Origin of the sequence: Alistipes sp. An54, assembly GCF_002159375.1 — a bacterium.
In the GTDB taxonomy this organism is placed as follows: domain Bacteria; phylum Bacteroidota; class Bacteroidia; order Bacteroidales; family Rikenellaceae; genus Alistipes; species Alistipes megaguti.
Map to the genome: position 1 here is coordinate 1 of NZ_NFIA01000020.1, position 12,846 is coordinate 12,846.

Consider the following 12,846-nt stretch of genomic DNA (forward strand, 5'->3'; position numbering starts at 1 on the left):
GGTGGCGACGACACCCAAGGCATTGAGCCGCGCCAGCTTCGAGAAGATCCGCGATCTGGATATTCCCGCACAGCGACGGTCGCTCTCGCTGAGTCGCGACCTCTTTCTCTTCGCCTGCTATACGGGCACCTCCTATGCGGACGTCTCGCGCCTGACCGGGGAGAACCTCTACACGGACGAATCGGGCGCCCTGTGGCTCAAATACCGGCGGAAGAAGACCGACTACCAGGCCCGTGTGAAACTGCTTCCCGAGGCACTGGCCCTGCTCGACAAATACCGCGATGCGGAGCGGGAGACACTTTTCCCGCACCAGTCGGCCGACGTAGTAAAGGCCAACATGAAGGGACTTCGGGGCCTGACCGGTATTCCGGAGGCGCTGACCTACCACGCCGGGCGGCACAGCTTCGCCAGCCTCATTACCCTCGATGAAGGGGTTCCGATCGAGACCATCAGCCGGATGCTGGGCCACAGCAACATCCAGACCACGCAGATCTATGCACGCGTCACGCCCCGGAAACTCTTCGAGGATATGGACCGGCTGATCGCCGCCACGAGCGACCTGAAACTCATCCTGTAAACCCGTCTATTCATCGTTCAAATCCTTTCTACCATGCGAAGTACCTTTCGAGTCTTCTGTTATATCGATCGCCAGAAGGTCCGGGCGGACGGCACGACGGCCGTCTGGTGCCGGTTGAGTATCGACGGCAAGCGTGCCGTGCTGACAACGGGCCTCTATTGCCGGCCCGAGATGTGGGATCCCCGCCGCGGGGAGATCCTTTCACCCCGGGAGAACAACCAACTGAAAGCCTTTCGCCTGCGGGTTGTCCGCACTTACGAACAGATGCTGGAGGAGCAGGGCGTGGTGAGCGCCGCGATGCTGAAGGAGCGGCTTGTCGGGCGCCATCCGGTTCCGACGACCCTGCTGGCAACGGGCGAGGCGGAACTCGAGCGGCTGGCGCGCCGTGCCGAACGGATCGGCTCGACCTCCACGTGGCGGGAGTCGCGCCTCATGCAGGGCAACCTGCGGCGCTTCCTGCAAAGCCGCGGCGAGGAGGATCTTCCGCTGCGGGATCTGACCGAGGCATTCGGGCAGGCCTTCAAACTCTACCTGAAGAGCTCGCAGCAACGCAGTCCCTCCTACGTCAATCGCAGCCTGACCTGGCTCAACCGACTGGCCTATATCGCCGTCGACCGGGAGATCCTGCGATGCAACCCGCTGGAGGATCTTCCTTACGAGAAGAAAGTCCCGCCGCGCCATCGGGCCATCAGCCGCGAGGATCTGCAACGCCTGCTGACACACCCGCAGGCGGATCCGCGGCTGGAGCTGATCCGCCGGATGTTTCTCTTCTCCTGCCTGACGGGACTTGCCTATGCGGACATGCAGTCGCTCTACCCGCGCCACATCGGACAGACCGCCGAGGGTCGGAGCTACATCCGCAAGCAGCGGGGCAAGACCCGCATCGAGGCCTTCATCCCGCTGCATCCCATCGCCGAGCAGATCCTCTCTCTCTACAACCGGACGGACGACACGCAGCCGGTCTTCCCGCTGGGACCGCGCGACGGAATCTGGTTTGACATCCACCAGCTGGGCATCATCGTCGGCATCCGGGAGAACCTCTCATACCACCAAAGCCGCCACAGCTTCGGCACGTTGGCTATTTCCGCCGGGCTTTCCATCGAGAGCATCGCCAAGATGATGGGCCATGCGAACATCTCCACCACCCAGGGCTACGCACAGATCACCGAGCAGAAGATCTCCGAGGATATGGACCGCCTGATCCGCCGCCGTGCACGGCGGCAGGGCGAATCTCCGGCCAAGGTGTAGCGACTTCCCGACGACGGCCGGCTCCCGAAGATCCCGAGACCGGCCGTTGTTTTTGTCCCGGCTCCTTTTCATCCGGCAGCAAGGTAATGGGCCGGAGCGAAATGCCAACCTCATGCCCCGAGGGTTTTCCCCGGGAGAAGTCTCCGCAGATGGAGCCCCCGGGAAAAAGGTTGTCGTATTCGCTCCGGCCCGTTTGGGAAGATGCTACCGATGAAAAGGAGAAAAACCATGAACGGCTGCATCGTGAGGGTCGGTTGCTCGTGTTCCCTTTCTGCCTTCTGTCTGTGCGGTCTTGCAGCCTCGTTCTTCCCCTTGTCTACCGAAACTCGTTGCGATACCCCTCCTCCAACATCCGCTCGACATCCGAGGAGCGGTAGAGAATCTTGCCGCCCAACTTGATGTAGGAAATCCGTCCCTGGTTGCGATAATCCTGCAAACTCCGGCGGCTGATCTTCAGCCGCTGCGAAAGCTCCTCGTCCGTATAGAAGCTCTCGCCGTCCAACGAAGACTTACGCTTCGAGAACAACGTCTCCAACGCCTTGGAAAGACGCTCCAGCGCCTGGAAGTACGAGCGGATCCGCTCGTCATGCTCCGTAATCAATTCATTGCCCATTTTTCGTCTGTTTGATGCGAGATCCGGCCCGACACCACCACGAGTATCACGATCGGATTCCACTGTTTATACTCCGTTTCTGCGCCTCTGTTCGTGCTTGCGCCGTGCCTCCAGCACCACAAGGAACGACCGCACATCTTCGGTTCGGTAGTAGATCTTGTGGTTGATCTGCGTATAGGAGAGCGACCCGTTGCTGCGAAGGGTCTGCAACGTCCGTTTGGAGATATTCAACAACTGGCAGACCTGCTGGTTGTCCAGCCACGGATCCGACTCGCCGATACGGTGCGCATGGCAGAGCGCGTCCATCCGTCGGGCGAACTCCTCGAACCGCGCGAGCATCCGCTCGAAGGTCCGGGATTCCACATTGACTATTCCCATGGCAGTGTCGTTTTAAGATCCCGGGAAAGAGTCTGGATCCGGTTGCGGCACCAAGCCGTGATTTCCTCGTCGAAGGTTGCGAAGTGGTGTTCCAGCACGCGGTCCAGATAGCTGTACATCGAGATTTTGCCGTTGTCGAGGAGTCGCACGATTCGCTGGATCCGTTGGTGAAACTCCGGACGAACATAAATGGCCTTGCCGTGGAGAGCCGCGGTCTTGACCGGCAGCAGGAAGAGACGCTCGTAGTTGGAGACTTTTCTCGATAAAGTCCCGGAGTCGAGGGACACCGTTTGGTTGTCACCCCGAGGTTCATTCTTCTGCTCTTGCATAATGATTGGCTTTTAAGGTTTCGGGAGCGAATATAGGGGCAACGGAGGCGTTTTCTCCACCATCTGCGCTCTATGGCAGTGGTTGGCGTCGGTGTGGCACAGGTTGGCGTCGGTAGCAAGCCCAAACAGAGTATTTCAATTGATTTTCGAGGCGTAGAACCATACGCCATAGTAACCTCGATAAGGAGGACATTAGAACGTCCTAATGTTTTTGCTTCCCAACATAAAGGGGCCTACTGACATCAACAGATCAATAAAACAGGAGATCGAGAGATCATGGTATCATGAACTCAGGGAAACAAGACATCAAGGGCTCTTGAGGCCAAGAGAACATGGCTTCAGGAAATCAAGAAGCCATGAGTCCAAGACCTCAACAGGAACTGAGTTCCAGATTTCAAAACTTCTTGAAGTCCTGGCATCAAGAACTCTTGAGATCTGGAGTTCTTGACCTCTGTAGCTCACGAGTCCAAGAGTTCATGATTTCGGGACATCAGGGGTTCTTGACGTCTGGAGATCAAGACGCCAAGACTTCAATCCGTATTGATTTCCTGGCATCACTATCTCATGATGGTTTGAGCTCAAGATTTATTCATCCCATTTCAAGGCAATTTTGTTCCCGATGTCGGCTTCGGGAACGGATGGTTCGCCTCTTCAGATTGGCCGGCGAACAAGTGGGAACGGGACGTGATATTCGACCCGTTTTTGGGGGGGGTCAGAAACATTATATGTTTTGCCCCCGGCAAGCTGTGTTTTCAGTTACGCGAAATAGATTTCGTAACAGAAAACAGCTTGCCCGCAAGGGGGGGAGCTCCTCCGAAGTCGTCGCTTTTTACCGGGCACCCCGTGCGCCGAGACCGGATTTTAACCGCCGAAGGGTTTCCGGCACCCTTCGTTCAAAAATGGGGACCTTGGAAGGCATAATTGCGTCCTACGGGCAAAAAAAGGAGCAGACTTTCAAAGGCTGCTCCGACAAATGGGGACCGATTCTCGGATGAAAAAACACGCCAGTTTTCTGATTGTAATCGCGAGATATGGCGAACATTCAATGGCTTGTTCCATCACAAATCGAGGCCTTGACACGCCCCTCTCTTCTTACACGAAAGCAACGTAAAACGATGGAATTACGCTTCCTACTACGCTCGATTCCATGAAATTCAGTCAATTATTGTCATGTTTTGACGGGAATTAACGCCCATTCTTTTATGCAAAAGATGCGCTGGTAAACCCGTTACGGGGACACGTAAATATTACCAAACAATTGCCATCATCGGAGGAAAAGAGGATTGCACTCCATTTATCGGGCTTATTTGGGGAGTAATTGCAGAGACATTAACAACCTTGAAAACTTCCCAAATTACCTCAGTTCTTGCCCAGAAAGAGAGCTTAAATGAGGTTGGTCGACGCCCGAGAATTTCAGCAGTAGCGTGTGGCCATCGCCCACGCCCACGCCGTAATGTCGAACCCGAAGCTGATCCTCGCCGACGAGCCCATCGGTAATCTCGACTCGAAGAACGGCCGCGAGGTGATGGATCTCCTCACGGAATTGAATCGCGAGGGGACGACCGTGATCATGGTGACCCAATCATAGTACGACTTGACCTTTGCCCACCGCGTGCTGCACCTCTTCGACGGCGAGATGGTCAAGGACCTCACTAACCGCATGTAAGCGTCAACAGAAAGCAAGCTACAATAATCTTATAAATTGCCAATCTGCGATTGACAAATAAAAGCCGCCGTCAAATCCTTCGAAATTCAGGCACCAATGCTGGTGTGATGAAATGAAACTCCTACGACACGTCAAAAAGGGCAGCATTAGTACTGGTGCTGTCCTTCTTATTTATGCCTAAAACCCATCGTACGCATCAAAAGATTAACAGTCGGAATGCAGACGTAGATCCGTAATGATTAAAGAGTAATCACCGTATGGAATAGACTGTGACTTCATATAAAACGGAGGCAATCCTCGCCAAATATCTGGCCGCTTTGCGGAGCGGCCAGATTCATTTGGGGTGCTTCTCCGCCGCGAACTCAACAAGATGCCCGGACTCCGTCGTGCGATCTCTTCCGACAGCCGTTTCGGGCTCATGGCACATGACAGACGCATAACATATAACTACCCGATCCTGCGATCCAACGGGGTAACCTGGGAAATTACAAAAGCACTTGCCTCCTTAAAGGTAGCCCTAAAAATTACATGTCCGCCGACCTATATGCTTCTGTTCTATTTTATGAACAGGTCCTAACAAATCGGTCCAACTATTTTATCTTTCGGTTTAATTTGATACTTTTGTTGTATAATTGCCTCTAATCGGACTCTAAAACCCGCCTCTATGCGAACGCTCCTTTTGTTCCTCGCCTCCGGACTGGCTTTTCCGCTTCAAATATGGGCTCTTCAACCCGAAAAGGTCCGCGCCGAATTGCTCGAACTGGATCAAATCATCGATCGGCAGAAGAGTTTCATCGATCTGAAATTGGGCAGAATTCAGCAACTTGAGCATCTGATCGACAGCAAAACGGACAACCTCGACCAGATGTACAACCTGCAGTCGCTGCTGGCAGACACCTATTTCACCTATCAGTTCGACTCGACCCTCTACTGGCTGCGGGATAATCTCGAACTGGCAACTCGCATCAACGATCCGACACGCATCAACGAAACCCGTCTCAAAATCGCCAACCTCTACACCACGGCCGGATACTACCTCGAAGCCGCCAATCTGCTCGACCGTCAGATCGACACCGCAGAACTTGCCGGCTCCGTCCTGGGCGACTATTACATCACGCGGCTGCGCTTCTGCAACGCCGCCGTCGAATACTTCACCAACCCCGAGATGGTCCTTGAGGCCTCCGCCTCCAGAGACTACTATCTGGCTCGCGTCCTCGACTCCTATCCGCCCGAATCGGAGACCTTCCAGAAATATCTGATCGAAAAACTCATGAAGGAGCAGCGGTATGCCGAGGCCGGCAAGGTCGTCGACCGACTCCTGGCAGACAAGTCCCCGTCGTCGCACACCTTTGCCGAATATGCCTACACGAAGGCGCTGATCGAAGGATTCCTCCAGCACGCCGACGAACAGATCTGCTGGCTGGCCCGCTCCGCCTCGGCCGACCTGCAGTCGGCCACACGCGACAACGCCTCCTTGTGTCTGCTCTCCCAAATTCTCTTCTCTTCGCAGAACGATGTCGAACGCGCCTTCCTCTATCTGCGGGTCTCGATGGCCGACGCTCAATTCTACAACGCCCGGCTGCGCCCCTGGCAGATAGCCACCGTCCTGCCCCGTATCGAAGCCTCGTATCTCGCCCAGAAGACCCGCCAGATCCGACTCAGCACGGGTCTCGGCATTGCCGCACTGGTACTCTTCCTATTCGCCTGCTTCATCGCCGTTGTGGAGATCCGCCGAAAACGCCGCTCCGAGGAGCTTCGGCGCGAACTCCAGGCAAGCAACCTGCGTATGAACGAATACATCCGCGAACTCTCCGAACTGAACGAGAGCAAAACGACCCTGAACAACGAACTGCGCGAATCGAATGCCGTCAAGGAGGTGTACATCGGCGTATTCCTGAGCATCTGCTCGAACAACATCGACCGCTTCAAGGAGTACCGCAACCAGATCCGCAAACGGCTGACCTCGGGGTCGGCCAAGGAGCTGCTGCGCGACATCAATTCGCCCAGGGAGATCGACCAGCTCGTCGAGGAGTTTTACAACACCTTCGACGAGGTTTTCCTGCGCCTCTATCCCAACTTTGTCGAGGAGTTCAACTCGCTGCTGCAACCCGAAGCCCGCATCGAGCCCCGCAACGGTGCACTCAACACCGAATTGCGGATCTTCGCACTGATACGGCTCGGAATCACCGACTCGTCAAAGATAGCGGCCCTGCTGCGCTATTCGGTCAACACGATCTATAATTACCGGGCCAAGGTGAAGGGAAACGCCTGCGTGTCGAGAGCCGAATTCGAGGAGTGCGTCAAAAAGATCGGCTCATTCTCGGGCGAAAAACACAACCGTTCGCAACAACCGTCGGACAAGTAGCGATGCTCCCGGATTTACCGGCCGTCAGACCTTGCCCCGATTCGCGCCTCTGAGGCCGGAATCGGGGCTTTTCCATTGGGAACTGCCCCACAACGATCCACTTTTTGGATACAAGTATGTCTGAGAAGATCTGCTGCAAATCAATCGGTTGATATCCACCTCCGGTCTCCGTGCATCCACTTATTCGCTGTACTCGATTGTTCAAGGCGAGCTTTTCCGATAATTTTATAGTAGCGAAAAAACCAGCCTCAAACGATGATTCAACGCCTACTTATTATGGGCAGCGTCCTGTTCATGATGGCCTGCCAAACCGATTCGGCATCCTCCGACGCGACCGACCGACAAATCGAAAATCGCATCGACGAACTGCTCTCCCGCATGACGATCGAGGAAAAAATCGGCCAAACCAATCAACTCACCCTCTACGGCACGACAGAAGAACTCTGCGCCGCGATCAGCCGCGGCGAGATCGGTTCGCTGCTCAACGTGATCGATCCGGCCGACGTCAACACGCTGCAGCGCGCCGCCGTCGAGCAGAGCCGCCTGGGCATTCCGCTGCTGATCGCCCGCGACGTCATCCACGGCTACCGCACCGTCTTCCCCATTCCGCTCGGACAGGCCGCCACATTCGACCCCGAACTGATCGAACAGGGGGCACGTATCGCCGCCGTCGAGGCCTCGGCGGCCGGAGTGCGCTGGACCTTCTCACCGATGCTCGACATCTCGCGCGACCCACGCTGGGGGCGTATCGCCGAATCGTCGGGCGAGGATCCCTGCCTGACCGAGGCGATGGGTGCTGCCATGGTGCGCGGCTATCAGGGTGGAGGGGCCGATGACCCGACGTCGGTGGCCGCCTGTGCCAAACACTTCGTCGGCTACGGGGCCAGCGAGGGCGGCCGCGACTACAACTCGACGTCGCTCACCGAACGCCAGCTGCGCAACATCTACCTGCCGCCCTTCCGCTCGGCCCTGCAGAGCGGAGCCATGACGGTGATGACCTCGTTCAACGACAACGACGGCATCCCCTCGACGGGCAACAAGTGGCTGCTCACCGACCTGCTGCGCAACGAGTGGGGATACGACGGCATGGTGGTGACCGACTGGAACTCGGCCGGCGAGATGGTCACCCACGGTTTTGCCGCCGACACGCGCGATGCCGCACGGAAAGCCATCGCTGCGGGGGTCGACATGGACATGATGTCACACGTCTACGCGCAGCACCTCAAGGAGCTGATCGAGGCAGGCGAGGTCGACGAGAAGCAGCTGGACGACGCCGTGCGCAACATTCTGCGCGTGAAGTTCCGCCTCGGACTCTTCGACAACCCCTACATCGACACGGCCCGCATCGCTCGGGTCACCTACACCGAGGAGAACCTTGCCGCCGCACGCCGCTGTGCCGAGGAGTCGGCCGTACTGCTCCGCAACGAGGGTGATCTGCTGCCGCTCGACGCCTCGAAGCTGCGCAGCGTGCTGGTAGCCGGACCGTTGGCCGATGCTCCGGCCGAACAGCTAGGCACGTGGACCTTCGACGGCGAGCCATCGCACACTGTGACACCGCTGGCCGCCATCCGCGCCCAATACGGTGACCGGCTGCGTATCGGCTTCGACGCCGTGGCCGACTACAGCCGCCAGAGACTCTCGCCGGCACAGCTCGCCGCCTTCACGACCGAAGCCTCCCGATACGACGCCATCCTGCTCTTCATCGGCGAGGAGGCCATTCTCTCGGGCGAAGCCCACTGCCTGGCCGACCTCGACCTAAAGGGGTCGCAGAGCGAACTGATGGCCGCCGCCCGCCGCAGCGGGAAGCCGGTCGTCACGGTGATCATGGCCGGACGCCCGCTCACCATCGCCCGCGATCTGGCCAACACCGACGCCCTGCTATACGCCTTCCACCCGGGCACGATGGGAGGCCCGGCACTCATCGACCTGATCTTCGGTCGGGCCGTACCGAGCGGCAAACTGCCCGTTACCTTCCCCGTGACCACGGGTCAGATCCCTGTCTACTACGCCCACCACATGACGGGCCGCCCCGCCACAGGCAATGAACTGCTGATCGACCAGACACCGGTCGGAGCGGGTCAGACCTCGCTGGGCTGCACCTCCTACCACCTCGATGCCGGATTCGGGCCGCTCTTCCCGTTCGGATACGGACTCTCCTACACGACCTTTGCCTACGACACGCCGCAGCTGGACAAGAGCTTCTACACGGCCGACGAGACGATTCACGCCTCGTGCCGTCTGACCAACAACGGCAAGCGGGCCGCCACGGAGGTGGTCCAGCTCTACATCCGCGACCGCGTAGGGTCGACCGTACGTCCGGTCCGCGAGCTGAAGGATTTCCGGCGCGTAACGCTCCGGCCCGGCGAAAGCCGTATCGTGGAGTTCGAACTGCCGGCCGACAGGCTCGCCTTCTGGGGCCTCGACATGCAGCGGAAAGTCGAACCCGGCGAATTCGATCTCTGGATCGCCGGTGACAGCCAGTCCGGAACATCCACCTTGTTCACCATCCAATAAACACCCGAACAAATCAACCTCCAAACCTATGAACAAGTTCAGATTACTGATCTGCCTGCTGCTGGCCGCCACCTCGCTGAAGGCCCAAACGCAGCAGGTCCAGGGAACCGTTACCTCCTCGGAAGACGGACAACCGATGGTCGGCGTCACCGTTCTAATCGAGGGAACGACCCACGGAACCTCGACCAACATCGACGGCAGCTGGACGCTCTCCATCCCCGGCAGCCAGAAAGCCCCCGTCAAACTCTCGTTCAGCTACATCGGCTACCAGACCCGGGTCATCCCGCTGGCCGCCGGTCAGACCTCGCTCGACATCCGTCTCGAACCGAGCAGCCTGCAGCTCGAAGAGGTCGTGGCCATCGGTTACGGCGTCATGCGCAAGAGCGACGTAACAGGCTCCGTGGCGTCGATCACCCCCGAGCAGCTGCAGAAGACCCCGGCCGCCGGTCTCGACCAGGCACTGCAGGGCCGGGCCGCCGGCGTGACGGTCAACGCTTCGTCGGGACAGCCCGGAGCGGCCGCCGAGGTACGCATCCGCGGTATCGGCACGGTCAACAACAGCGCCCCGATCTACGTGGTCGACGGCGTAATCACCGACGACATCACCTTCGTCAATCCGCAGGACATCGCCTCGACCGAGATTCTGAAGGATGCCTCGGCCACGGCCATCTACGGTTCGCGGGGCGCCAACGGCGTGATCATCGTCACCACCAAGAGCGGCAAGGCCGGACAGAAGATCAACATCGACTTCAATGCCTACGTCGGCATCCAGAACCGCTGGAACAAGCTCGATCTGATGGGCCACGACGAATTCGCCCGCACAATCATCGACCTGGAGGGAACCCAGTCGCAGATCAACTACTTCAACCAGAACGGATTCAACGCCTGGCTGTCGGCCTACCGGCTGGGCAACTCGAGCTACTACCCCGTCATCAAGTCGGCGCAGAATCCCAACGGACTGGATTACAGCTCGATCGACACTGACTGGCAGGACGAGGTCTTCCGCCGCAACGCCGTCATCCAGAACTATCACGTCAGTGCGTCGGGCGGCAGCGACAAGACGACCTACGCCCTGAGCGCCAGCTACTTCTCACAGGAGGGTACGATCATCGGCTCGGACTTCGAGCGGTTGACCCTGCGTGCGAACACCTCCTACAAGCTGGCCAAGTGGCTCACCGTGGGCGAGAACATCTCCTTCTCGAACTCCCAGGGCCGCAACGCCATGAACAACAACTCGAGCCCCGGCGCCTCGATCCTCTCGGCCGCCCTGGCCATGGCTCCGTGGGATCCGGCCCGCTACCCCGCCGGCAGCATCAACAACCAGGGCGAGGATCTGAGCGGCCGCATCGCGGCATCGTCCAACTTCAAGAACGTGACCAACCCCCTCTCGATGGTCGAGCACACCCATCCCCTCGACAAGAACGAGCGCTGGGTGGGCAACATCTACCTCGACATCGAACCCCTCAAGGGGCTGCGGCTCCACTCCGAGGTAAGCATGGACCTGCTCAACACGATGAGCCGCACCTTCAAGGACAAGTACGACTACTCGACCTACGACCGCAACGAGAAGAACTTCATCCAGCGCAGCATGTCGCGCGGCCAGACCATGCGCTACGAAAATACGCTCACCTACACCCACGACTGGAACAAACACAGCCTCACGGCCATGGTCGGCCAGACCACCGAGGAGTACAACTACTACTACATCGGCGGTTCGGGGTCGTCGATCTCCAATCCGACGAGCAACAACTGGTATCTGAACCAGGCCACGGAGGATCGGACCGAGGCGGGCGATTCGGCCACGCGGACCCGCATGTTCTCGCTGCTCGGACGTCTGCACTACAGCTACGACAACCGCTATCTGATCACGGTGAACTTCCGCGCCGACGCCTCGTCGAAATTCCCCGAGAACCTCTGGGGCTACTTCCCCTCGACGGCCATTGCCTGGCGCATCAACGAGGAGTCGTGGCTCCGGGAGAGCAGCGTGCTGAACAACCTCAAGCTGCGTTTGGGCTGGGGCCAGATCGGCAACGACAAGATCGGCGACAATGCCTTCCTGCAGACGATCTTCAACTCGGGTCCGACCTTCGTGGGCTATCCCTTCGGCACCTCGCCCGAGATCGCCCCGGGCGCCACGATCCTCTCCTACGTCAACACGGGCGGCAAATGGGAGACCACCGAGCAATGGGACCTGGGCGTTGACTTCGGACTGTGGAACAACAAGTTCTCGGGAACGGTCGACCTCTTCCTGCGCGACACGAAGGACATGCTGCTCAGCGTGACGGCTCCGGCCCACGTGGGCAACCTCCACGCCCCGACGGCCAACGTCGGCACGGTGCGCAACCAGGGTATCGAGATCACCCTCGGCCACACCAACCGCATCGGCGAGGTCGAATACGCCGTCAACGGCAACGTCTCCTTCATCCGCAACCGGCTGACGGCACTCAACGGCGGCGAACGCGTCTACGGCGACTACACGATCTGCGACGAGGGGCTTCCGCTCTACTCCTTCTGGGGCTACGAGTACGAGGGCATCTACCAGACCGACCAGGAGGCCATCGACCATCAGTTCGGCGTCAACCCCGTCGGCATCACCGAGCACGCCGGCGACGCCCGCTACCGGGATCAGAACAACGACGGCGTGATCGACGACGACGATCTGGTGGCCATCGGCAACCCCTTCCCGTGGCTCACCTACGGAGTGAACCTGAGCGCCACGTGGCGGGGTCTCGACCTGACGGCCTTCTTCCAGGGGGTCTACGGCAACGAGATCTACAACGCCGTGCGGCTGCGCACCGAGGGCAAGGGCACCGAGGCCACGCTGAGCACTACGATGCGCAACGTCTGGACCCGGAGCAACCCCGACGGTACTATTCCGAACCCCTACGGGAGTTCGCGCAACACGCTCTCGTCGAGCCGCTACGTCGAGGACGGCTCCTACCTGCGGCTGAAGGAGTTGACCGTGGGCTACACGCTGCCCAAACGCTGGACCGACCGCATGCACATGAACCGCTGGCGCTTCTACGTCTCGATGAGCAATCTGTTCACCATCACCGGCTATACGGGTTACGACCCCGAGGTGGGCGGCGGTGTCGACTACGGCAACTACCCCCAGTCGCGCACCTTCCTCTTCGGCACTAACATCAACTTCTAATT

The 12,846-nt window shown here is 58.8% G+C and carries 8 protein-coding genes and 1 pseudogene; 6 read left to right on the plus strand and 3 right to left on the minus strand.

Annotated features, from left to right (window positions below; genetic code table 11):
• Together B5G09_RS12695 and B5G09_RS12700 are read left to right on the plus strand one after the other, a co-directional pair.
• The coding region (locus B5G09_RS12695; protein WP_162608285.1) for a site-specific integrase at positions 1 to 577 on the plus strand (577 nt) is incomplete at its 5' end.
• A 33-nt stretch (positions 578 to 610) separates the two neighbouring features.
• Positions 611 to 1,825, plus strand: coding sequence for a site-specific integrase (locus B5G09_RS12700; protein ID WP_087405462.1), 1,215 nt, complete (start codon positions 611 to 613; stop codon positions 1,823 to 1,825).
• 316 nt (positions 1,826 to 2,141) lie between these two features.
• Here the strand turns inward: B5G09_RS12700 and B5G09_RS12705 are convergent, their stop codons facing one another.
• The 3 genes from B5G09_RS12705 to B5G09_RS12715 form a co-directional block, all read right to left on the minus strand.
• Positions 2,142 to 2,438, minus strand: a complete 297-nt coding sequence (locus B5G09_RS12705; RefSeq protein ID WP_087311959.1) for a helix-turn-helix domain-containing protein — start codon at positions 2,436 to 2,438, stop codon at positions 2,142 to 2,144.
• 66 nt (positions 2,439 to 2,504) lie between these two features.
• Complete coding sequence (locus B5G09_RS12710) at positions 2,505 to 2,816, minus strand: helix-turn-helix domain-containing protein (RefSeq protein ID WP_087405463.1); 312 nt, start codon at positions 2,814 to 2,816, stop codon at positions 2,505 to 2,507.
• Positions 2,807 to 3,145, minus strand: coding sequence for a DUF3408 domain-containing protein (locus tag B5G09_RS12715; RefSeq protein ID WP_087405464.1), 339 nt, complete (start codon positions 3,143 to 3,145; stop codon positions 2,807 to 2,809). Before B5G09_RS12715 ends, B5G09_RS12710 begins: the two co-directional genes overlap by 10 nt.
• A 1,414-nt stretch (positions 3,146 to 4,559) precedes the next feature.
• On the opposite strand from B5G09_RS12715, the pseudogene B5G09_RS12720 reads away from it, so the two are divergent.
• From B5G09_RS12720 to B5G09_RS12735, 4 genes and pseudogenes are all read left to right on the plus strand, one after another.
• Positions 4,560 to 4,811, plus strand: a pseudogene (locus B5G09_RS12720) (ABC transporter ATP-binding protein); the annotation flags it as partial.
• Positions 4,812 to 5,475: 664 nt separating this feature from the next.
• Complete coding sequence (locus tag B5G09_RS12725; RefSeq protein WP_143256564.1) at positions 5,476 to 7,176, plus strand: DUF6377 domain-containing protein; 1,701 nt, start codon at positions 5,476 to 5,478, stop codon at positions 7,174 to 7,176.
• Positions 7,177 to 7,470: 294 nt separating this feature from the next.
• Complete coding sequence (gene bglX / locus B5G09_RS12730) at positions 7,471 to 9,690, plus strand: beta-glucosidase BglX (RefSeq protein ID WP_239403338.1); 2,220 nt, start codon at positions 7,471 to 7,473, stop codon at positions 9,688 to 9,690.
• Between the two features lie 28 nt (positions 9,691 to 9,718).
• Positions 9,719 to 12,844 (plus strand): TonB-dependent receptor, encoded by a 3,126-nt coding sequence (locus B5G09_RS12735; protein ID WP_087405466.1) that lies wholly within the window; start codon positions 9,719 to 9,721, stop codon positions 12,842 to 12,844.
• Positions 12,845 to 12,846 lie beyond the last annotated feature (2 nt).